A 22074-nucleotide genomic window follows, 5' to 3' on the forward strand; every position below is an offset into this window, starting at 1 on the left:
CGGCGCCTTATTGCGCCGACCGGCGGAAGGTCAAGCACGCGGCGGGCGCCGTGTCGTCGGGTGTCGTCGCAGCCGGGAGTGGTCCGGCGCCCCGCCGATCGGCGCGCTCGCCTTGCGGTAGCCGAGCACGCCGACGAGCGCGCGATCGTAGAACGCCTCCGCCGCCGCGAGATCGCGGACGGTCACGTAGACGTGATCGATGCCGAGGACCTCGACGGGCACGGCGCGCGCACGCTCCTAGACGACGGGCGCCGTTGCGGTCGGGGTCGTGGGGGGCGGAGGCGGGGGCGTGTAGCTCGAGCGCGTGATCGCGGCGGGCGCCTCCGGCGTCATCTGCGACACCGCGACCAGCATGCCGCCGACGACCGCCTCGAACGTCGCCAAGAGCCAGCCCCACCAGCCGGGGCTGCCGTCGATCAGGACGCCGTAGAGGCGGCCGAGGCAGGCGCCGACCCAGAGGAGCCCGATCATGAGGAGCCGGCCGCGGTTCGTCGCCGGGTCCATCGCGCCGAGGATGGTGTAGATGCCGAGCACCGTGAAGATGCCGCCGTACGTCGCGCGCATCTCGCCGAGGACGAAGTTCGCGGTGAAGTTCTGGGCGACGGCGAAGCCGGTGACCTGGTTCATCACCGTCTCGGGGTAGAGGAGCGCGAACGCGCCCATGACCGTGGTGAGCACACCGATGACGATGGTGGTGACGCGAGGGTTCATCAGAACGGCTCCTTCCTTCGTTTGGGCGGTGCGGGGCCCCGTCAGCCGATGTCCCGGCTCAGGCAGGCCCCGCGATGGCGGCGAACGAGTCGGTGTAGCGCCGCTCGACGAGCGCGCCGCCGAAGCGGCCGGTCGCCGCGAGCGCCGCGTGCAGACGCGGCAGGTGGTAGTGGGGCACGCCGGGGTAGAGGTGGTGCTCCAGGTGGTAGCCGACGTGGTGCGGGTTCAAGAAGAACTGCGCGAGCGGGTTCGGCGAGACGACGGTGCGCGCGTTCTTGAGCGGGTCCGCCTTGTCGGGCACCGCCGCGTGCTCCAGGACGCCGCGCGCGCGCAGGATCACCTGGTAGACGACCAGCAGCGGTAGCACCCAGAGCGCCAGGAACGCGGGCCCGTAGCCCGCCCACACGAGCCCGCCGATCAGCAGCACCGCCGCGGCGCGCGTCGCCACCGTCCGGGCGCTCCAGTACTTCAGGAGGTTCCCGTGGCCCGGCGTGAAGCGCATGCGGCCCGAGATCTTGTCGACGGTCACGTAGCCGCGCATGGCGAGCGCCGAGACGCCGGTCGCGTCGCGGAGCAGCTTCCGGAGGAAGCTCCGGCGGCCGCACGGGAAGGGCGCCGAGAGCGCCAGGTCCGGGTCCTCGGCGGTGTGGAGGTGCTTGTGATGGCGGAGATGGACCATGCGGTAGAGGTAGAGGTGGCTCGCGATCGGCTTCGCGCAGAGCCACTGGCCGGCGAAGTCGTTCAGGCCGCGGTGGTCGAAGAGGCGGTAGTGGGCCGCGTCGTGCATCAGCACCGCGAGCGCGTGCTGGCAGCGTCCGACCACGATCGCCGCGGCGATCCAGACCGCCCAGTGCCCCGACCAGAGCGCCGCCGCGATGCTGACGGCGACGAGCCCCCACGTTCCGAGGAGCGCCCGGAGCGCGCGGACGGTCGAGAGCTTCTGGAGCGGCTTCAGCACCTCGGGGGCGAGCCGGAGGGGCGCGGGAGCCGTCGGCGCCATCGATGTGTCGGCGTCGAGCATCGGGTCGCGCGCCGGGAAGGCCGGCTCTGCCGTGCGGCTGATCATGCCGGCGGCGACTCTAGACCAGGTGCCGAGCGAGCGGAAGCCGCGCGCCGGTCAGGCGACCGCGCGGAGGCGTTCCGGGCGCGCGGCGCTCAGCGCTTGCCGAGCGCCTGGAGGATGATCGCGACGAACGGCGTCGCCACGATCAGCGCCACGATCAGGCGGACGAGGAAGGACGTCCAGGTGAGGCGGCGCTCGGGCGCGTCGGCGGCCATGGCGTGCGCGAGGCTCAGCTTCGCGGCGGCGGCGCGCCGGGCGCCGGCTCGGGCGCGCGCATGGCGTAGGCGCGCGTCAGCTCCACCGCGATCGTCACGACCTTCCGCGGCGTCCCGCTCCGACCCGGCCGCGTCTCGCGGAGGCTTCCCGGCACCTCGCGCGCCCGGCCGTAGAGGATCGCCACCGCGCCGTCTCTCCAGGTGGTGAACGAGACCCGGGGGTTGGTCCTCAAGTCGTCGCGGCGGACCGTGTTGTCGTAGATCACGAGGGAAAGCGTCGCCCCTTCGAGGGTCGAGTGCACCGGCGCCGAATGCGGCTGGCCGTGCGGGCCGACCGTCGTCATCGCCATCACGCGCGCGCCCTTCCAGAACTCGACGAGCTCCGCCGCCGTCATCTGCCGGCCGGGGTAGGCGACCGAGTCGGCGACCGCCGGCGTCGCCGTGCGGGCGCTGCGATCGAGGAGCGCCTGGAGCGCGGCGAGCGACATGCGGCGCGCACTATGCCGCGAACGGCGGCTGGCGGCCAGCAGCGACCGCCGCCTGCTCCACGCGACGGATCCGTCAAGCGTGGTGGGCGACCTGATGATGCGGTCCCGTCACCTCGTCGATGATGCGGCCGTCGCGGAGCGTGATCATGCGGTCGCCGTAGGCGGCCGCGCGCAGGTCGTGGGTCACGAGCACCACCGTCACTCCCGTCCGTTCGCTCATGCCCTTCACGAACTCGAGGATGTCCTGGCCCATCTTGGAGTCGAGGTTGCCGGTCGGCTCGTCGGCGAGGAGCACGACCGGATCGATCACGAGCGCCCGCGCAATCGCGACCCGCTGCATCTCGCCTCCCGACAGCTCGCCGGGCCGATGACGGGCGCGATGTCCCATGCCGACGGAGTCCAGCGCCCGGGCGACCCGCTCCGCGATCTCGGCCCGCGGCCGGCGGTCGGCGCGGAGCGGCAGCGCGACGTTTTCGGCGGCCGTCAGCGTCGGCAGCAGGTTGAAGAACTGGAAGATGATGCCGAGCCTCCGGCGGCGGAAGATGGTGAGATCGTCGTCCGTCATCGCCGAGAGGCGCCGGCCGTCGATCGTGATCTCGCCGGCGGTCGGCGTGTCGAGCCCGGCCAGGAGGTTCAGCACCGTGCTCTTCCCCGACCCGCTCGGTCCCGTCAGCGTGAGAAACTCACCCCGAAGGATCCCGAGATCGAGATGGTCGACCGCGCGCACGGTTCCCGCCCCCGCCTCGAACACCTTCTCCACGCCATCGAGCCGAATCAGGATCTCGTGCATGCCTCACTCCATCTGCAGCCCGGCCAGGATCGTCCCCCGGGTGATCTGTCGCGCCGGAAAGTAGGCGGCAAGAGCCGCGGCGACGGTGATGGCGATGAGGGTGGTGAGCGCAAGGACCAGGGGGAAGCGGAAGTCGAGGGACCATCCCATGGCTACCGGCATCGAGTGCTTCACCATGAAATATGAGGCGGGTATTCCGGCAAGGACGCCCAAACCGGCTCCCGTCGCGCCAACCATTCCACCTTCGATCATCACGGATCTCTGGATTTGCGGAGCGGTCAGTCCGACACTCCGAAGGACGGCGATCTCCCGGCGTCGATCGAGCAGCGCCGCCAACAGGAAATTGACTACCCCGAGGACCGCGATTGCGCAGGAGAAGACCTGAAGCGAGCCCAGGACTTGAAGCAAGCCGTCGACCCGACCTTCGACCTCTCGTCGGAACTCGGTATTCGTGACGACTGTGACGGTCGGGTGGTTTGCGACCACTTCGTTCACCTTGTCACGGAGCGCGTGAATATCGGCGCCGACTTCCGGCCATACATGAGCGTAGGTCAGGCGAGAGTCACGCCACAGGTCTCGGTAGACCCGGATATCGACCAGAATCGTGCCCACATCCATCGTGTAGTCTCTGGCGATGCCCACGACGCGAAAAAACCGCCGGCCGGACGGAGTGTCGAGGGGGATCGAGTCGCCCAGATCGACGGCATATCGAAAGGAAAAGCTCTCGCTCACGATGACCGAGAAACCTCTCGCAGTAGCCTCATACGGATCCGGTAAGGCGCGAACAAGCAACAGGGGGCTGCGACCTGGTTGACCCTCGCGGTCGAAAGCCGAGATGACCACGGGTTTGCCATCGTAGATGAACAACCCTTTGTGATAAGCCTCCACGGACGCTACTCCTGGCAATCCACGTAGCTTGTCAGCCAAGCTAGATTCAAAACTTGCGCTGTTCAAACCAGGGGTCGTGCCGACACTGATGTCGGCACCGAACGTCAGGTGGAGCCACTGGGAGATAGTTGCGTTTATGCTGTGGACCACCGAGCCCAGCACGACGACGAGGGCGTAGCCGACCATGATCGCAGAGGCCGCTGCCGCCACGCGACGCGGGCGCCGAACGAAGAAGTCCGTGGCGAGGCTGACGCTGAGGTCGGATCGCGCGCCGAACCAGGTCGCTGCGGCCGACGCCAAGCGAACGAACGCAGGCGAAAGGAACGACACCCCGAAGATCAACAATGAATGCCCGAGCATGATCCAGGATGTTTTCATTTCCGCGCTCTCCAGGCGGAGGTCGCTCGTCAGGGCTACGAGTGCCCCGAGGATGGCTAGGATCCCGATGCGCATTCCACGAACGGACCCCGGTTCGGTACATGTTCCAGAGGCAGATCGAAGGACCTGAGCCGCGGGCTCACGAGAGGCTGTGATTGCGGGGATCAGGCCGGCAACGATGCAGACCGCAATGCCGACGAGCATAGCGATCGACGTTGCTGCGAAGGGCAGCGACACCTCGCCCGGCGCCACCGTGAAGTACATCCCGCTGATACCCGCGACCGCCGTCGTCAGCGACAGGCGCGCCAGCATGTAGCCTCCGACCACGCCGCCCGCCGCGCCGAGGAGTCCCAGGATCAACGACTCGAGGATGAACACGCCCGCGATCGAGCCGCGCGTGAATCCGAGGGAGCGGGTGATGGCAATTTCCCGGCGGCGCTGCTCCACCGAGATCGCGATGGTTTCGTAGATGATGAAGAAGGCCGCGATCATCGTGACGAGGCTGGCGAGGGAGAGGGCGACGCGGACGCTGCCGAGCAGGGCGTCCATCTGCTGACCGCGCGCCTCGGTGCGCTCGACGCGGGCGCGATCGCCGATGGCGGTACGCAGGCGACCGGCAAGCTCGTCGACATCGGCCGCGGGGTCGTTGTGGATGTAGATCGTCTGGGCGAGTCCGGGGCTCAGGAAAACGGTCTCGGCGACGGGGAGATCGAGCAGCGCGACGAGGCCTCCGAACAGCTTGGTGGGGCCGACGTCGTCGAGCGTCCCCCGGACGACGTAGTTCCGGATGCCGCTCGGCGTCGCGAGCCGAACGGTGCCGCCGACCTTGACGCCGAGCCGCTCGAGGAGCGGCGCGCCGAGCGCGATCGAGTCGAGGGAATTCACGAAGCCGAACTCGTCGGCGATGTGAACGTGCTCGCGCGGAAATTGTGGGCTGCGCGTGCCGACCATGCTCAAGAGGTCGATGCCGAAGGTTCGAATCCGGAGCGAAGGATCATCGGCCGAGGTCAGCGAGCCGTCGACGATGGCGACGGCGCTCTGGACGCCGGGAACGCGTAGCGCGTCCTCGGCGAGCGTGTCGGGAATCCCGGTCTCGGGACCTGCGATCTGAAGGCGGGCGCTGCCGGCGATGGCCTCGAGGCCGGCTTCGAAGCTCTTGATGATGGAATGGTTCAGGGCGCCCATCGCGACCATGCCCTGGACGCCGATGACGACGCCGAGCAGCGTGAGGAGAATGCGGCCGGCGTGGGCGCGGAGATACGGAAGGCTGACGGTGAAGAGGAGCGCGGTCACGCCGTGAGATGCGCCACCGGCTGCCCGTGGGGGCGGCGGAGCTCCGGTGGCTGGTCGCACGGCTCGCGGTCCGCTACGAGCCGCCGGGCTCGCGCCGCCATCTGGGCGTGCTCCCGCGACGTGGGTGCGATCGACAGGAATCCGATCGCCGCGCAATGGAGCCCATCGACGAGCGCGAGCGTCCGGACGGGATCACGCTCCAAGCTGTCTTCATCGGCGAGGGCGTGCGCGAGCGCGATTGCCTCTGCCGCGAGCATCGCGTCCGGCGACCATCGTCGTCCGTCACAGAGGTGCTCACGAAGACGCATCCGGTGCGCGTCGACCACGCGATCCGCCGCTCGGGAGGCGGCCATTACGGAGAGGCTCGGATGGAGCCAATCCAGGACGTGAACCAACCGGGGCGGCACCTTGGGCGCGATGTCCGCATCGCGGCGCGTGTGTCGGATCACGAACGATGCCGCGGACGGCTGCCTTCGGGGAGCGTGAGACTCATCCGCGAACCTCGGCAGGGCAACGCGCAGCCCCCGCATGATGCCAGTCTGTGCGAGCGCGACCAGATGGTCGCAGGCTTCCCGCCCCGGGAGGCTCGCGAGGGCTTCGACGGCGCGCCCGAGCCACCACTCGGCGACCGCACTCGCGGCGGCGACTCCGCCACCTTGGATCACGAGCGCGGCGCAGCCGGCGACGGCACTCGCATCTCTGGTGCGCCGGATGCGTTCGAGCAGCGGCGGCAGCCGCCGCTCCGGATCGTTCGTGAGAAGAATGGGCAGCGTGAGAACGCCGTCGCGGAGATCGGCGCCGTTGGTGCGGCCGAGATCGGCGGGGTCGCCGGTGAGATCGAGGATGTCGTCGGCGATTTGGAATGCGACCCCGAATCGGCGGGCGAAACGCGCGACCGCCGCGCGGGATGCTCGGTCGGCGCCGACGAGGATGGCGCCGAGATCGGCCGCGAGCTGGAAGAACGCCCCGGTCTTCTCCTGCATGACGGCGAGGCGTGTGCGGGGGGCGACGGCAACGAACGGCGCGGCGAGTTCGCGGATCTGACCGCGGCACGTTGCGAGGAGCGCTCGACGCACCGCCCGGCGGGCATGGATACCGAGTCCGGCCGCGAGCTCGTTGGCGAGATGGGCGATCGCGGTGCCGGCGTCCGTCGCCGCGCGCGCTCCGTGTGTGCGATGGAGCGTCGCGACTCCGCGCCGGGTCTCGGCGCCGTCCACGAGGTCGTCGTGGATCAAGGACCCCAGGTGTGCGAGCTCGATGGCGGAGCCTGCGCGAATCAGCAGCTCGGTGGTGGCGGGGAGCGGCTCTCGGCAGGCGGCGGCCGCCCACCACACGAGCCGCGCGCGCAGGCGCTTCCCGCCGGCGTCGAGGAGGCGCGAGGCCGGCGCCGTGATCGGCGAGCTCACGATCGCGACGCGCATGTGCGCCTCGATCGCGCGAACGAAGTCGTCGACCCCGGTCATCGAGGTGCTTTCGACGGGCGTGTCGGCTTCGCCGAGAGCGAACCCTTGACCGTTGACGGGTCGTCACTCGGCTGCCAGGCGAGGAGCGTCGCTCGGCAATGCTCGAGCCATTTCAGGTGGGCCTCGGCGTGGAAGAGGGCCGCGTCGGCGGCGAGCGAGTTGAGCAGACGCTCTTCCGTGTTCACCGGTTCGAGGCTGCGGCGATGGACGGTCAGGTGGGTCAAGTGCTCGCGATAGACGTGCTCCTGGCGGGCCACCTGATTCAGCGACGCGTCGCGATCCTTGCGGTCGAGCACGAGGAGGCGGATGAAGATCTCGTCGCGGATCGGCTGGGGCTGCTTCGGGGAGCGCCTGAGCCACGTATCGAGCGAGCGCCGTCCCTTCGCCGTGACGGTATAGACCCAGCGCCCGATGTGGCCGTCACCCTGATCGAAGCGGCCTTCGACGAGGCCGCGCCGACGCAGGTCCTTCAACGTCTGGTAGATCTGTCCGAAGTTCAACGACCAGGCGGGGCCGATCCGGTCCTCGAAGACGCTTTTGATGCGGTAGCCGTGGAGCTCCTGCCCATCCAGGAGGCCGAGGATCGCGTAGCGCAGCAGCATGCAAGCTCCTTACTAGGCCGCGGGCGCCTGGCAGTCAGGGGGCTTTCGAGCGGGCGGATCTTTGGTGGGAGGCCGGCCGCGTGTCAACGAAAAGCGTCCGGAGGAGACTAGATAGAGCGGATATATGGTTCCGGCTCGAAGCACGGACGGAGCATGGCAACTGCTGCAGCGCTCGCCGGCCGCCGACTGTCAGCGGCGCTTCCGCTTCCGCCAGCGCCGGAGCCGCGCCCGCTGCGTGATCGGCGGCGTCCCGGCGGCGGCCGGCGCGTGCCGCGACGCCACGAGGTAGCCGATGTAGCGGTCGCGCATGATCTCGGTCGCGGCGCTGATCGTCTGCGCGACGATCACGAGGAGCGGGAGCCCGTACGCGCCGAACACGGCGAGGGACGAGCCGACGGCGGTGAGGACGACGGTGCGGTGGAGGAGGAAGCCGATCTCGCCGTCGAGGCCGAGCTTTTCGGGCGGGAGCCCCGAGGCCTGCGCCACCCGGATGCGCTGCGCGAAGCTCGGGATCTGGCACGCCACCATGAGGCCGAACGCGCGCGGCAGCCAGCCGTTCGTGACGAGCGTCCACGGGTCCACGTCGGCGCTCAGCGCGACCGGCAGCAGCATCGCCGTCGGCACCGCGAGCGCGAAGGTGAGGATGCCCGCCACGAAGACGAATATCCCGAGCACGCCGGCCCAGAAGTGCAGGGCGTCCAGGACGCCGGTCTCGCCGTAGTCGAACTGCTTGGCTCCGAAGTAGGACGCGACGGCGCCGACCACCCAGAGCGTGCTGAGCGCGTCGAGGAAGAGGGCGGCGATCGCTTCCAGCACCGACCAGCCGAAGACGAAGACGCCGATCACCGGGATGGCGTTGCGGGCGAGGATCGGGACGGCGCGCGGGTCGGTGAGGCGTTGCAGGAAGAGGTCGCGGTCGCTCGGCGTCGGCATGGGAAGCCGCGGTCAGCCGGCGAAGTCCTGCGTCCACCAGCGGTGGCCGCGCTCGTCGATCACGCAGCCGATGCCGATCCGCTTGAAGGCGGGCCGCAGGATGTTGGCGCGGTGGCCTGGGCTCCGCATCCACCCCGCCATCACGGCTTCGGGATCGGCGTAGTTGTAGGCGACGTTCTCGCCGATCTGGTCGTCCCGGAGGCCGGCGCGGCGAAGCGCGTGCTCCCAGCCGCTGTGCGAGAGGCGTTTCTCGAAGGCCATCCCGGCCGAGCGCGCGGCGGCGATGCGCGCGAGGTTGGCGTCGCTGCCGAGGCCGGGGAGTCCGGCGCGGCGGCGCGCCTCGTTCACGCGCGTCACGACGCCGCTCGCGTCGGCGGCGGGGCAGGGACGCGACGAGGCCGCGTCGGCCGCCGCGATCGCGAGGGAGCGGCCGTCGGCGACGGCGCACCCGGAGACGATCAGCGCGCACGCCAGCACGCCGACGTGCCAAGCTCGTCGCCGCCGGTGCGGCCGCGCGTCGGGTCGCGTCACGGAAGCGTCGTCGTCTATCAGCTCCGCGGCGGCGCCGGCAAACGAGACACCCGATACCCGGCCTCGCGCGACGCGGCCTCGTCCCCCGGGTCCGAAGGCCGCGTCCCTTGGCCCGTCTCGCGCAATGGCGCATACTCGCTCCCGCGGAGCCTGAGGCGGCGTGGCGCGTGGTCGCGGCGGATCGGTCGACGCGGAGGCTCCCGTCCGTACTGATCCGATTCCAGTGTTCCGCGTGGACGCCATGATCCGGACCGCCGTGTTCGCTCTCTGCCTCGTCGTGACCTCGGCCACCGCCGCCGGGGCGGTCGCGATCGTCTGCCCGGGCGCCGCGCCTGGGTGTGGACCCATCGTCCAGAACCCCGCCAACGATCCGACCACCATGACGATCCTCTGGTGGACCGACGAGGCCGCCACGGAGGACGACGTCGTCGAGTACGGGACCACCACCGCGCTTGGCAGCGCGAAGCAGCAGGGGCAGCCGGCGTGCGAGTTCGGCGACCCCGGGACGTGCCACCGCGTGGACCTCACCGGCCTGACGCCGGGGACCACCTATCACTACCAGCTCCGCACCAACGGCGCGGTCGTGCGGCCCGTGAGCGCCTCGGTCGGCTTCGAGACGCTCCAGGCGCCCGCCGGCGCCACCAGCACGATCAGCTGGGCGATCGTCGGCGACTTCGGTGCCTACGACGGCGGGGCCTGGTGCTACGCGAGCGGCACCTGCCCGTCGCAGAAGATCGCCAACCAGATCGCGGCCAGGAATCCCGATCTCCTGATCACCGTCGGCGACAACGAGTACGGCACTTCCCAGGGCGTCAACACGGTGACGAGCTGGTCGAGCAAGGTCCTCGGCATCTTCCGGGAGACGCTCGAGCGCACCCCGGCGTTCTTCACGATCGGCAACCACGATCTACGCTACGGCTCGGTCGGCAACGAGCTCGGCGATGCGGACCTGACCGTCTGGCCGTCGACGCCGCAGAAGATGATCTTCGCGGCGCCGACGAACGGGCACATCGGCGGCGATCGCGAGGAGGCATGGTACTACGTCACCTCCGGCGATGCGTTGTTCGTGGTCGCGAATACGAATTGGGGACCGACGGGCGCGCAAGACTGGGCGACGGGTGCCGACGAGAAGGCGTGGCTCCGCGAGGTCCTCTGCACGAACAGCGTCACGGCAACGAAGAAGTGGAAGTTCCTCTTTGTGCATCACCTGCCGTACTCGTGTGGGAACGGATGGTGTCATGCCGGCAGCGCCGGGATCGGTATGGGCTGCCGCGCCGACGCGGACTGTGGAACGGGCGGGGTGTGTCGTCGGAACGCGAGCGGCAGCCACATGCCGACCCGCTTTCGCATCGGGCCGATCGCGGAGGACTGCGGCGTCGACGTCGTCTTCGACGGGCACGAGCACTTCTGGGAGAGGACGCGCTTTATGGACGACTTCGACGGGTCGTCCGCCACGAGCGATCCGTCCGCGGTCGCGCCGAACATCGACGGCAAGGGCACGTACTACGTGACGTGCGGGGGCGGAGGCGGGCAGCTCGACGGCCAGGCGACCGCGATCGGCGGATTGCCGACGGACGAGGGCGGCCAGGTGTGTCGCTCGGCCGACGGGCAACCGCCGTGGGTGCAGACGGGCTGCGGCTACAACGGGCAGAACGACCTGTGCAGCTACAGCCGGAAGTACTCCTTCGGGTACGTCACGCTCACGGACAACACGACGCTCACGGTCACCGGCGTCGACGAGGACGGGACGACGTTCGATAGCTGGACGTTGACCGATGGCGCCGCGACGCCGACCGCGACCGCGACGCCTGTCTCGAGTGCGACGCCGACGCTCACCCCGACGCGAACGGCGACCCCGACGGCCACCCGGACGGCCACGGCGACCCCGACGGCGACTCGGACGCCCACGGCGACCCCGACGGCGACGCCGACGGCGACCCGGACGGCCACGGCGACCCCGACGGCGACGCCGACGGCCACCCGGACGGCCACGGCGATTCCGACGGCCACCCCGACGCCCACCTCGGCGCCGACCCGCACCGCGACTCCGGTCCCTACTCCGACGCTCGTCCCGACGCCGAGCCCTACGGCCAGCTCAGTGCTCGTGCCGACGCCGACGGCGACGTCGGACGTGCTCCCGGTCCCGACGGTGACGCCGGGGAACGAGACGACCGCCTGTCCGGCGCTGGCGATGCTCGGGTGTCGTCGCGCGCTCCGGCCGGACGGCGGCGCGCTCACGCTCACCGATCGGACGCCCGACAAGAACGACGGCGTCGCCTGGCGCTGGAGTCGCGGATCCGCGGTGTTGCGGAGCGTCTTCGGGAATCCCCTCGCGACGACCTCCTACCGGCTCTGCGTGTACGATGGCGGCGGGTCGCTCGTGCTCGCCGCCGTCGCCCCGGCGGGCGGCGTCTGCGGTTCGCGGACCGAGCGGGCGTGCTGGCGTGCCGTGCGCCGCGGATTTTCGTATCGCAATCCCGACCGCGCGGTCGGCGCCGTGCAAGCCCTCGACCTCCGCGAGGGCAGCAAGGAGAACGCCGCGCGCGTGGCGATCCGCGGCCGCGGACCGCTGCTCGACATGCCGAGCCTCGCCATGCTGGCGCTGCCGCTCACGGTGCAGCTCCAGTCGAGCGACGGCGTGTGCTGGGAGTCGGGCTACTCGCCGCCGGCGAGCCGGCACTCCGCGAAATCGCTCGTCGACCGCGCCGACTGACGCGCGGGCGTCCGGCGCGCACGCGTGCTACGAGCGCCTCTGCATGGCGACCGCGCGCCGACGCTTTCCCGGCGAGTCGATGATCGCGCGCCCGCGCCGGGCGCGGCTGGCGCGGGCGCGGGGCCGCGACGCGCCGCCCTTCCATCGCCTCGTGTACCGCCTCGTACGGCGCATCCCGCGCGGTAAGGTCGCGACCTACGGCCAGGTCGCGGCGATTCTCGGGCAACCGCGCGGCGCCCGCGCCGTCGGCACGGCGCTCGGCGCGCTCCGCGACGCGGACGTCGACGCCGTGCCGTGGCAGCGGGTGATCGGCGCCGCCGGGCGCTGCACCCACCGCGACGGCTTCCAGGCCGGGATCCAGCAGGAGATGCTCGAGGCCGAGGGCGTCGTGTTCGACCGGCGCGGCTACGTCGACTTCACGACCGTGCGCTGGAAGGGCCCGCGCCGCGAGTGGACGACCACGCTACGCGGTGAGCTCTAGCCGCTCTGCGCGAGTCGCGTCCGGCGGCGGAGCTTCCCCGCGTTGTCCGCGGGGTTGCTCGCACCGGCGGCGCCGCGTGCGGCCGGGTGCGCGGCGCGGGAGCGGAGGTCGGCGCGGCGGTCAGTCCGCTGTGGCGCCCGTCGTGGTCTTGAAGATGCCGTCGCCGGCGGTGCCGACGTAGACGGTCTGCGGCGCCCGCGGGTCGAGCGTGATCGTCCAGATCTGGCGCCGTGTCCTCGGCTGCACGTCGGTCCAGTGCCCGCCGGCGTCGGTGGTTTTCGCCATCGCGCCGCCCGCGGCGCCGGCGTAGATCGTGGCCGGTGTCGTGGGGTCGATCGCGAGCACCGCGATGACCTTGCTCTTGAGACCGGTCGCGGCGACGCTCCAGGATGCGGCCCCGTCGGTGCTCTTGAAGACGCCGAACCCGCTCGAGCCCGCGTAGACCGTCTGCGGGGCCTTGGGGTCCACCGCGAGCGTCCGGATCACCAGGTTCAGCAGGCCCGTGTTGCTCGCGCGCCAGCTGGCGCCGCCGTCGGTGGTCTTGAAGATGCCCTTGCCGTTGGTGCCGGCGTAGATGGTCGCGGGCGCGCTCGGATCGATGGCGAGGGCGCGCACGTCGAGCTCGGTGAGCCCCTGAACGACGGGCTTCCAGGTCGTGCCGCCGTCGGTCGTCTTGAGGACGCCGGAGCGGGGGATCGCGGCGTAGACGGTTTGCGAGCTCGCCGGGTCGACGAGGAGCGCGCGCACCGGGACGATCTTCGCCGTCGGCACCTCGAGAGCCCGCCAGGTGGCGCCGCCGTCGACGGACTTCGACACGATCGCGTTGGCCGAGCCGGCGTAGAGCACGTCGGGAGCCTGGGGGTCGAGCGCGAGCGCGCGGGTGTTGCGAACCTCGAGGGCGCCGGTGTGCTGCCACCGCGCGCCGCCGTCGGTGCTCTTCAGGACACCGTCGGTCGTCGCGGCGTAGACGGTCTTGCCGTCGCGCGGATCGACGACGATCACCCGGATCGCGCCGACGCCGGGCTCGATCCGCGTCCAGGCGCTGCGGGTCGGCGAGGCCGTCGCCTTCGCGGGCGTGCTGCTGCCGGTCGTCGGCGCGCTCTGGCAGCCGACCGCGGCGAGCGCCACGGAGAGCAGGGTCGGGGCGAGGAGGGGCGAACGCGTCATGACGGGTGCGTGTGGCATACTCGCCCCGGGTCGTCGAGCCGGGGCGTCGTTTGGGGGCGTCGTTTGATCGAGGCGGCGGTCTCGCCTAACCTGGGAGGCCTGCCCAAGACCCAACCCATCAGTAAGGAGCGACCCATGAGCCACGAGTGTCCCTTCTGTGACCTGGGGGATCGGGTGCTCGCCGAGAACGAGCTGGCGGTGGTGGTGCGCGATCTGGAGCCCGCGTCCCCCGGCCATACCCTGGTCATCCCGAAGCGTCACAGCGAGAGTTTTTTCGATCTCACGAGCGCCGAAGTGGCGGCCTGCCACGCCCTCCTGCGGAGCGAGCGCGAGCACCTCGCCAAGCAACACCGCCCCGACGGCTACAACATCGGCGTGAACGACGGTGCGGCCGCCGGCCAGTCGGTGGCGCACTCCTATTTCCACCTGATCCCGCGCTATGCCGGCGACCATCCCGACCCGCGCGGCGGGGTGCGTCACGTCATTCCGACCCGTCGCTGATCGTGTCGAAGCCGCTCGCGGACTTCGGTCCGCGCTCGGCTTGCGTGGTCAGCGCGGACGGCGCCTGGCGGCTTCGGTCACGCGCTCGCGCGCACGGCGTCCGGATCGGCCTCGCCGATCCCGAGCATGACCGTTCGCAGGATGTCGGAGAGCGACCCGTCGTAGTCGATGTCGAGCGGCCGGCCGTAACGGATGCTCAGCTCGCTCCCGAGCTTGCGCAGCTTGAGCCCGGTCTTGTCGAACGCTTCGCGCAGCCCGTCGAGCCGCACCGGAACCACGATCGGCCGGAACTCCTTGATGATGCGCGCGCAGCCGATCCGCCCCGGCGCCCCCGGCGTGGTCGTGCCCTGCGGGTACGTGAGGACCCAGCCGCCGTCGAGGCCGGTGCCGATCTTGCGGACGTCTTCGGGATCGACCGGGCGCTGGACCGCGCGGTCGCCTTCCTTCCAGGATCGCTTGACGCAGATGGTGCCGTTGTAGGCCATCATGCGCGGCAGCCAGCCCTGCGAGCGCATCGTCTCGAGCGCGGCCACGATGTAGAGGTCGGTGCGCGGCCAGATCAGGTACGGACGGCGGAGATAGCTCACCGAGTGGAAGACGACGATCGAGTCCATGTAGTGCGTCAAGTGGTTCGAGACCAGCAGCACGCCGCGCGACGGCAGCTGCTTCAGGATCTCGACGCCCTCGATCCGCAGGCGGTTCAAGACCCGCAGCTGCAGGACGGTGAGATACCCACCGAGATTGATCATCCCCCAGCGAATCACCCGTAGCCGCCCGAACGCGTCTCTGAACATGGACCGCGGAGGTATAGAGGTGATCGGGGCGTAAGGGAAACGGCGGCAGGGCGGCCCGCGTCGGGGCTGGATCGGGGCGCGTCCGCACCCGCGGTCGGGCCGGCGGCGTGCCGACGTCGGTCGTCGCCGTGATTTGCGTCGGTGAAACCGGGGCGGTAACAACCGCGCCTCGGAGGACACGCATGCGCGCCGTCGTTTGCAAGGAGTTCGGACCGCCGGAACGTCTCGTCGTCGAGGAGCTGCCGACGCCCGAGATCACCGATCATCAAGTCCTGGTCGACGTGAAGGCGTGCGGGGTCAACTTCCCCGACCTCCTGATCATCGAGAACAAGTACCAGTTCAAGCCGCCGCTGCCGTTCTCGCCCGGCGGCGAGATCTCGGGCGTCGTACGGAAGGTCGGCGCGCAGGTGACGACACTGAAGCCCGGCGACCGCGTGCTCGGCGCCCCCGGGTTCGGCGGGTTCGCCGAGGAGCTCGCGATCGACGCCCGGCTCTGTGTGCCGATCCCGGACGCCATGCCGTTCGACGTCGCGGCGGCATTCCTCTTCACCTACGGGACGTCGCACTACGCGCTAAAGGACCGCGCGGCGCTGCGGCCGGGCGAGACCCTGCTGGTGCTCGGCGCGGCCGGCGGCGTCGGCCTCGCCGCGGTCGAGCTCGGAAAGGCGATGGGCGCGAAGGTGATCGCGGCCGCCTCGTCGGCCGAGAAGCTCCGGGTCTGCCGCGAGCACGGCGCCGACGAGGGCATCGACTATTCCAAGGAAGACCTGAAGGAGCGCATCAAGGCGCTCACCGGCGGCAACGGCGCCGACGTCGTCTACGATCCCGTCGGCGGCGACTTCTCGGAGCAGGCCTTCCGCTCGATCGCCTGGGAGGGGCGCTTCCTCGTGATCGGCTTCGCCGCGGGCCCGATCCCGAAGATCCCGCTGAACCTCGTGCTGCTCAAGGGCGCGCAGATCGTCGGCGTCTTCTGGGGCTCGTTCACCATGCGCGACCCCGCGCGGCACCAGGCGAACATCCGCGAGCTCATGGATTGGTACGCGGCCGGCAAGCTGAAGCCGCGCATCTCCGCGACCTATCCGCTCGCGCGTGTCGCCGACGCGCTCGGGGATCTCGCGGCCCGACGCGTGAAGGGCAAGGTCGTCCTGGTCCCGTGAGCGGGGAGTGCGCGGGGAAGGTCGCGCTCGTGACGGGCGCGAGCCGGGGCATCGGCGCGGCCATCGCGGAGCGCCTCGCCGCCGCCGGCGCGGCGGTCGCGGCCGTCGCGCGCAGCCTCGACAGCCACCCCCCGAAGCTCCCGGGCACGCTGCGCGAGACGGTGGCGCGCATCACCGACGCCGGGGGGCGGGCGGTTGCGATCCAGGGGGACGTGCTCGACGCGGCGTCGCGCGCGCGCATCGTCGCCGAGGCGCGCGCCGCTCTCGGTCCGATCGACGTCCTCGTCAACAACGCCGCGACCGGACCGTATCGCGTCTTCGAGGCCTTCACCGCCCGCGACTTCGCCCGCACGTTCGAGTGCAACGTGCGCGCGCCGTTCGAGCTCTGTCAGCTCGTGCTCCCCGACATGCGCGCGCGGCGGCGCGGGTGGATCGTGAACGTCTCGTCGGCGACCGCCGAGCACCCGTCGGGACCGCCGTTCGTCGACTGGGAGCGCTTCGGCGGCCATCTCCTCTACGCCAGCAGCAAGGCGGCGCTGAACCGCTTCACGACCGGACTCGCGGCGGAGCTCGCGGAGGAGGGCATCGCGGTGAACGCGCTCGCGCCGGTCGCCGCCGTCCTCACGCCGGGGGTGCGGGCGAAGGGAATCGACCAATGGATTCCCGCGTCGATGGTGGAGCCGGTCGAGGTGATCGCCGAGGCGGCGCTGGCGCTCTCGTGCTGCGATCCGAAGACGACGAACGGCCGCGTCGCCTACAGCGCGCGGCTGCTCGAGGAGCTCGGCCGCCCGGTGCGCACCCTGCGCGGCGAGGCGCGGTGAGCGGCGACGCCCGGGACCTGGCGGGGAGGACCGCGCTCGTGACCGGGGCGGCGCGCGGGATCGGTCGCGCGATCGCCGTGCTCTTGGCCGAGCGTGGAGCGGCCGTCGGCGTGAACGACGTGCTGCCCGAGGCGGCGGAGACCGCCGCCGGGATCCGCGCCTCGGGTCGTCGATCCGAGGCGGCCGTGTTCGACGTCGCGGACGCGGACGCCGTGCGTGCCGGCGTCGGCGTTCTGTCCGAGCGGCTCGGCCCGATCGACGTGCTCGTGAACTGCGCCGCGATCGTCCACAACGTCGCGCCGGTCGCCGCGATGCCGCGGGCCGACTGGCAGCGCGATCTCGCGGTGAACCTCGGCGGCGCCTTCAATCTGATCCAGGCCGTGATCGGCGCGATGGCCGAGCGCGGCTGGGGCCGCATCGTCAACATCTCGTCGATCGCGGCGACGGGCGGCTGGCGCAATCAGTCCGGGTACGCGGCGAGCAAGGCCGGCCTGCTCGGGCTCACCGAGACCGTGGCGCTCGAGCACGGGCGCGACGGCATCACGTGCTACGCGGTGCTTCCCGGCCTCGTCGCGACCGAGCTGATGCAGATGATGCCCGACGATCTCCGGGCGCGGGCCGTGAGGGGGATTCCCGTGAACCGGATCGGCACGATGCGGGAGGTGGCGGAGGTCGTCGCCTTCCTCGCGTCCGACCGGGCGGGATACGTGAATGGCGCCGTCATCCACGTCGACGGCGGCGGCCGGTTGAACACGGGGAGCCTGCGGTTCTGATCGCCGGGCCTCCGGCGCATGTCATCGGCGACGACTGTTCTCGCGCCGGCTCAGAGGTTGTGAAGAAATCCCCGGACCGAGCCGGGCGAAGAGCGCCGAGCAGCGCAAGGAGCAACCCGCAGAAATACCTGGAAGGTATTCCGAGGACTTGCGACGCCGCGATGCGACGGCGCTCTGAAGCCCGGCGACGGGAGGGGATTTTTTTACAGCCTCTCAGGCGAAGAGACGCTGGCTCGCGAGGCGCGCGCCCTCGACGAGCGCGCGCAGCTTCAGCCACACGACTTCCTCGGCGACCTCGCCGAGCCCCGCCGCGGTCGCGAACCCGCAGTCGGGCGTCGCGAGCACGCGGCGCGGATCGCCGACCGCCTCGACGGCGCGCTCGATGCGGTCGGCGACCACCTCGGGGTGCTCGACGTAGTTGGTGGTCGGGTCGACGACGCCGGCGATGAGCAGCATCTCGGCCGGCAGCGGGTAGTCGCGGAAGCAGCGCCATTCGTGGGCGTGGCGCGGGTTCGCGAGCGAGACGACGAGCGCGCCGACGTTCGCCGCGTAGAGGAGCGGCAGGATCTCCGCGAGCGGGACGTCGTCGTCGTGCGGGGCCTCGTAGTTGCCCCAGCAGACGTGTAGCCGTACGCGCTCCTCGGGAATGTCGCGCAGCGCCCGGTTGAGGGCCGTGACGTTGGTGTCGACGAAGCGCAGGAAGTCGGCGAGCGGGCGATCGGCGTACGAGGTGTGCCGCTCCATCGCGAGATCGGGTGCGTCGATCTGCAGCACGTAGCCGTGCGCGACGATGGCCTGGTACTCGGTCGCGAGCGCGTCGGCCACCGCGGTCACGTACTCCCCGTACGTGGGGTAGGAGGCGTTGAGCATCGCCGACGCGACGATGCCAGGCGAGGCCGCGGTCATGAAGCACTCGCGGAACCCCCGCGGCTGGTCCGCCGTGGCGCGTGCCAGGAGCGCGCATTCCTCCTCGACGTGGCGGCGTTCGGTGTAGGTGACGGGCCCGATCGCCTGCGGGGTGTTCATGAGGCTCACCATGGTGCGGCCGAAGTCCGGGAGCTTCAGTTGAAGGAAGCTCGGATAGCGCGTGATGTCGCGCATGACCGGCCGCTGGCCCGCGCCCCCGAAGCCGCTCATGCGGTGCTGGACGTAGGAGACGAAGCTCTCGCGCGGCTGCTCGCCGTCGTTCCCGACGTGGATGCCCGCGGCGAGCTGCTTGGCCACGACGTCGCGCGTGGCGCGTTCGACGGCCGCCGCCAGCGCGACGTCGTCGACGACTTCGCGCCGGCTCAGCCGCACGAGCAGGTCGAGAAGCTCCGGGGGGCGCGGCAGGCTGCCGGCGTGGGTGGTCAGGATCTCGTCGCTGCTGGCGAGCATCCGCCGACCCTCGTCGTCCGCGCCCGCGGTGTCAAGAGCGGGAGGCCTGCGCTACGCTGGCGACGATGTGCGGCCGCTTCACCCGTTCGAGCCCACCGCAGGCGATCGCCGAGGAGTTCGGCGTCGGGCTCGACGCCCTCGCGCCGCCGGCGCCGCGCTTCAACGTGTGTCCGAGCGAGGACGTGCTCGTGGTCGCGCGGAGCGCGGCGTTCGAGGAAGCGGGCACCCCGGCGGCGGGCTTCATGCGCTGGGGGCTCGTGCCGTGGTTCGCGCGCGACCCGAAGGGCGGACCGCGCGCGATCAACGCCCGCGCCGAGACGATCGCCGCGAATCGCACCTTCCGCGCCGCGTTCGCGCGCCGGCGCTGTCTCGTCGTGGCGGACGGCTTCTACGAGTGGCGGCGGAGCGGCGCCGAGCGCGCGCCGTGGTTCATCCGTCTGCGCTCGCGGCGGCCGTTCGCGTTCGCCGGCGTGTGGGACCGCTGGACGTCGGAGGAGGGGACGCCGCTCCTCAGCTGCGCGATCGTGACGTGCGACGCCAACGGCGTGGTCGCGCCGATCCACGATCGCATGCCGGTGATCGTGCCGCGCGCGGCGCGCGCGACGTGGCTCGCGCGCGCCGCGTCGCCCGCCGACCTCGTGGCGCTCCTGCGTCCCCATCCCGAGGACGCGATGGAGGCGTACCCGGTCTCGAAGCTCGTGAACGCGCCGCGCCACGACGGACCGGAGTGCATCCGACCGCTCGTGCCGTCCGCGGGGCGCGAGGGCCGGGTTCCTTAGAAAATCCGGGAGGCCGGCGGTGCGCGCCGGCCTCCCTGCCCGACGTTACTCGGCCTGCACCGGGCAATTGGTGTCGACGCAGGCGCGGAACGCCTGCCGGCACGCGAGGATCCCTGGGCGGGCCGCTTCGTGTGCGGCGTCGCGGCAGACGAAGGCCGCCACCTGCACGCCGTCCACGCACTGATCGAAGGCGAGCTGCGCGGCCGGGTCGCGCGGCGGCGGGAACTGCGCGACGCAGCCGTCGATGCCGCTCGCGCGATCGGCGGCGCAGACCGCGAGCGCGGCGTCGAACTCGGCCCGCACCGGGGCGCGGCACGCGGTGCGATCGGCGCGGCACGCTTCCATGCAATCGTGGTCGCGATTGCGGCAGTCGTCCTTCGCGACCTGGAGCTCCTCCCTGCACGCCGCACCGCACACCTTGGCGGCGGCGTTGGCGTCACGGATGCATTGCTTCGGATCGAGGGCCGGATCGGCGGGGTCGGGCGCCGGGCAGGCCTTGGCGCAGGCGCGGAAGGCCTTACGGCACTGCTTCAGCAACGGCCGCGCGAGCTCGCGTGCGGCGTCGCGGCACTCGAAGGCGTCGACCTGCGCCCGGTCGATGCAGAGGTCACGATCGTCGCCGGGCGGGTTGTTGGCGCGGCACTCGGCGCGGCGCGCCTCGAGGGCGTCGTTGCAGGCGTCGATCAGGGCGTCGAGGCCGCTGTCGAGCCGGCACTGCGACCGGTTCGCACGGCACACCTCGACGCAGGCGTGATCGCGATTCAGGCAGGCGTCTTTGGCGGTCTGCAGCGTTTCCTTGCAGCTCGCGGCACAATCCTTGGCATCTTTCTTGGCTTCGCGCACACACGCGCGCTGGCCCGCGGCGGCGACGGTGGCGGCTCCGAGCAGGAGCGCGACGGCGGCGACGGCGATGGACGGACGGCACTTCATGGGCAGATCCTCCTTGTTCCTCATCTGCCCGCGGGCGGCGACGTAGTCAACCCGGAAAGCGCGCGCGCATGTGCGCTGCCGGAGGGCGCTACCGCCGCGTGGAGCGCCTCCGGCGGCGTTCTCGCGCCCGGCGTGGCGGCCGATGGCTACTCGTCGCGTTGCGACCGTACACGGCGGATGCGTAGCGTCGGCCGCATGGCGACGCTCACGGTGATCGAAGAGGCGCGGGCCGCGACGCCGCGCGGTCCGTCGGCGGGCGGGCTTACCCGGCTCGTCGGGGGAAGCCCGGCGATGGAGCGGCTGCGCGCGCGCGTGGTGCGCGTGCTGCCGACGGCGGTGCCCGTGCTGCTCCAGGGCGAGACCGGCACCGGCAAAGAGCTCCTGGCGCGGGCCATCCACGGCGGCGGTCCGCGTCGCCACGGCCCGTTCGTGCCGGTGAACTGCGGCGCGCTCTCGGCCGAGCTCATCGACGCCGAGCTGTTCGGGCACGAACGCGGCGCCTTCACGGGGGCGATCGGGCGACGGCTCGGTCGCGCGGCCGAGGCCGACGGGGGCACGCTCTTCCTCGACGAGATCGGCGAGCTGCCGCCGCTCCTCCAGTGCAAGCTCCTGCGGCTCCTCCAGGAGGGCGAGGTGCAGCGCGTAGGCGCCGATCGGCCGGTCGTCGTCGACGTGCGCGTGGTCGCGGCGACGAACCGCGACCTTCGCGACCTCGTCGAGCGCGGGGCCTTCCGCGCCGACTGCTACTACCGGCTGAGCGGCGTCGTCATCGAGGTGCCGCCGCTCCGGGACCGCGCCGACGACGTGATGGAGCTCGCCGATCGGATCGTGGCGCGGACGGTCGGCGACCTCGGGCGGCCGGGACTCGCGCTCGACGAGGCGGCCCGGCGGACGCTCGCCGCCTATCCGTGGCCAGGCAACGTGCGCGAGCTCGAGAACGTCGTCCGCGAGGTCGTCCTCTACGCCGAGGGCCCGGCGATCGGCGCTGCCGACGTGCGCCTCGCGCTCGCGGCGCGCAGCGCGCGGACGGTCGTCGCGCTCGGGGCGGCCGAGCTCGTCGAGTGCCTGCGCCGCTGCGACGGCAACGTGACGCGCGCGGCGCGCGAGCTCGGCGTGAGCCGCCCGACGCTCTACAAGCGGCTGCGCGACCGCGGTCTCGAGTGCGCGACGTTCCGGCCGCCGTCGGCGGCGGTCCGGCGGCGGTTCGGCGCCGCCGGCTGACGCGC

22 protein-coding genes are annotated in these 22074 nt (G+C 71.4%); 8 read left to right on the plus strand and 14 right to left on the minus strand.

The genetic code is table 11. The annotated features are described in order from the left end of the window. Positions 1 to 30: 30 nt before the first annotated feature. The 10 genes from IT293_17035 to IT293_17080 form a co-directional block, all read right to left on the minus strand. Positions 31 to 222: a hypothetical protein gene (locus IT293_17035; GenBank protein MCC6766367.1), complete on the minus strand. Its 192-nt coding sequence runs from the start codon at positions 220 to 222 to the stop codon at positions 31 to 33. A 15-nt stretch (positions 223 to 237) separates the two neighbouring features. Beyond that, complete coding sequence (locus tag IT293_17040; GenBank protein ID MCC6766368.1) at positions 238 to 711, minus strand: DUF4345 domain-containing protein; 474 nt, start codon at positions 709 to 711, stop codon at positions 238 to 240. 58 nt (positions 712 to 769) lie between these two features. After that, positions 770 to 1777 carry a fatty acid desaturase family protein gene (locus tag IT293_17045; GenBank protein MCC6766369.1) on the minus strand — a complete coding sequence of 336 codons (1008 nt, stop codon included), beginning with the start codon at positions 1775 to 1777 and terminating at the stop codon, positions 770 to 772. A 226-nt stretch (positions 1778 to 2003) separates the two neighbouring features. After that, positions 2004 to 2477 carry a pyridoxamine 5'-phosphate oxidase family protein gene (locus IT293_17050; GenBank protein MCC6766370.1) on the minus strand — a complete coding sequence of 158 codons (474 nt, stop codon included), beginning with the start codon at positions 2475 to 2477 and terminating at the stop codon, positions 2004 to 2006. A 73-nt stretch (positions 2478 to 2550) separates the two neighbouring features. Continuing rightward, positions 2551 to 3267: an ABC transporter ATP-binding protein gene (locus IT293_17055; protein MCC6766371.1), complete on the minus strand. Its 717-nt coding sequence runs from the start codon at positions 3265 to 3267 to the stop codon at positions 2551 to 2553. 3 nt (positions 3268 to 3270) lie between these two features. After that, complete coding sequence (locus tag IT293_17060; protein ID MCC6766372.1) at positions 3271 to 5826, minus strand: ABC transporter permease; 2556 nt, start codon at positions 5824 to 5826, stop codon at positions 3271 to 3273. After that, positions 5823 to 7289, minus strand: coding sequence for a polyprenyl synthetase family protein (locus IT293_17065; protein ID MCC6766373.1), 1467 nt, complete (start codon positions 7287 to 7289; stop codon positions 5823 to 5825). The genes IT293_17060 and IT293_17065 overlap by 4 nt, the downstream gene beginning before the upstream one ends. Then, positions 7286 to 7891, minus strand: a complete 606-nt coding sequence (locus tag IT293_17070; protein MCC6766374.1) for a PadR family transcriptional regulator — start codon at positions 7889 to 7891, stop codon at positions 7286 to 7288. The genes IT293_17065 and IT293_17070 overlap by 4 nt, the downstream gene beginning before the upstream one ends. Before the next feature lie 189 nt (positions 7892 to 8080). After that, positions 8081 to 8824 carry a hypothetical protein gene (locus IT293_17075; protein ID MCC6766375.1) on the minus strand — a complete coding sequence of 248 codons (744 nt, stop codon included), beginning with the start codon at positions 8822 to 8824 and terminating at the stop codon, positions 8081 to 8083. Between the two features lie 12 nt (positions 8825 to 8836). After that, positions 8837 to 9355 (minus strand): CAP domain-containing protein, encoded by a 519-nt coding sequence (locus IT293_17080; protein MCC6766376.1) that lies wholly within the window; start codon positions 9353 to 9355, stop codon positions 8837 to 8839. A gap of 241 nt (positions 9356 to 9596) precedes the next feature. Between IT293_17080 and IT293_17085 the strand changes: the two genes are divergently transcribed. Both IT293_17085 and IT293_17090 read left to right on the plus strand, forming a co-directional pair. Next, positions 9597 to 12068, plus strand: coding sequence for a metallophosphoesterase family protein (locus tag IT293_17085; GenBank protein ID MCC6766377.1), 2472 nt, complete (start codon positions 9597 to 9599; stop codon positions 12066 to 12068). A 79-nt stretch (positions 12069 to 12147) separates the two neighbouring features. Continuing rightward, a complete protein-coding gene (locus IT293_17090; GenBank protein ID MCC6766378.1) occupies positions 12148 to 12549 on the plus strand; it encodes an MGMT family protein in 402 nt (133 codons plus the stop codon). A gap of 120 nt (positions 12550 to 12669) precedes the next feature. On the opposite strand, the gene IT293_17095 is transcribed toward IT293_17090, so the two are convergent. Continuing rightward, complete coding sequence (locus IT293_17095) at positions 12670 to 13716, minus strand: hypothetical protein (protein MCC6766379.1); 1047 nt, start codon at positions 13714 to 13716, stop codon at positions 12670 to 12672. A 135-nt stretch (positions 13717 to 13851) separates the two neighbouring features. On the opposite strand from IT293_17095, the gene IT293_17100 reads away from it, so the two are divergent. After that, positions 13852 to 14217 carry an HIT family protein gene (locus tag IT293_17100; protein MCC6766380.1) on the plus strand — a complete coding sequence of 122 codons (366 nt, stop codon included), beginning with the start codon at positions 13852 to 13854 and terminating at the stop codon, positions 14215 to 14217. A gap of 77 nt (positions 14218 to 14294) precedes the next feature. Here the strand turns inward: IT293_17100 and IT293_17105 are convergent, their stop codons facing one another. Next, complete coding sequence (locus tag IT293_17105) at positions 14295 to 15011, minus strand: 1-acyl-sn-glycerol-3-phosphate acyltransferase (GenBank protein ID MCC6766381.1); 717 nt, start codon at positions 15009 to 15011, stop codon at positions 14295 to 14297. Between the two features lie 182 nt (positions 15012 to 15193). Here IT293_17105 and IT293_17110 point away from each other — a divergent pair, with 182 nt between their 5' ends. From IT293_17110 to IT293_17120, 3 genes are read left to right on the plus strand one after another with little or no spacing between them, the layout of a single operon-like run. After that, the gene (locus IT293_17110; GenBank protein ID MCC6766382.1) at positions 15194 to 16168 is read left to right on the plus strand and encodes an NADPH:quinone oxidoreductase family protein; all 975 of its coding nucleotides are present in this window, start codon (positions 15194 to 15196) and stop codon (positions 16166 to 16168) included. Next, a complete protein-coding gene (locus IT293_17115; protein MCC6766383.1) occupies positions 16165 to 16989 on the plus strand; it encodes an SDR family NAD(P)-dependent oxidoreductase in 825 nt (274 codons plus the stop codon). Before IT293_17110 ends, IT293_17115 begins: the two co-directional genes overlap by 4 nt. Continuing rightward, the gene (locus tag IT293_17120; GenBank protein ID MCC6766384.1) at positions 16986 to 17762 is read left to right on the plus strand and encodes an SDR family oxidoreductase; all 777 of its coding nucleotides are present in this window, start codon (positions 16986 to 16988) and stop codon (positions 17760 to 17762) included. Before IT293_17115 ends, IT293_17120 begins: the two co-directional genes overlap by 4 nt. A 213-nt stretch (positions 17763 to 17975) precedes the next feature. Here the strand turns inward: IT293_17120 and IT293_17125 are convergent, their stop codons facing one another. Next, complete coding sequence (locus tag IT293_17125; protein MCC6766385.1) at positions 17976 to 19139, minus strand: cobalamin-independent methionine synthase II family protein; 1164 nt, start codon at positions 19137 to 19139, stop codon at positions 17976 to 17978. Positions 19140 to 19204: 65 nt separating this feature from the next. Here IT293_17125 and IT293_17130 point away from each other — a divergent pair, with 65 nt between their 5' ends. Next, on the plus strand, positions 19205 to 19918 hold the full coding sequence (locus tag IT293_17130; protein ID MCC6766386.1) for an SOS response-associated peptidase: 714 nt from the start codon (positions 19205 to 19207) through the stop codon (positions 19916 to 19918). Positions 19919 to 19963: 45 nt separating this feature from the next. Here IT293_17130 and IT293_17135 read toward each other — a convergent pair whose 3' ends face one another. After that, on the minus strand, positions 19964 to 20848 hold the full coding sequence (locus tag IT293_17135; protein ID MCC6766387.1) for a hypothetical protein: 885 nt from the start codon (positions 20846 to 20848) through the stop codon (positions 19964 to 19966). A 195-nt stretch (positions 20849 to 21043) separates the two neighbouring features. Between IT293_17135 and IT293_17140 the strand changes: the two genes are divergently transcribed. Next, on the plus strand, positions 21044 to 22069 hold the full coding sequence (locus IT293_17140; protein ID MCC6766388.1) for a sigma-54-dependent Fis family transcriptional regulator: 1026 nt from the start codon (positions 21044 to 21046) through the stop codon (positions 22067 to 22069). Positions 22070 to 22074 lie beyond the last annotated feature (5 nt).

Source organism: Deltaproteobacteria bacterium (assembly GCA_020848745.1).
Lineage (GTDB): Bacteria > Desulfobacterota > Binatia > UTPRO1 > UTPRO1 > UTPRO1.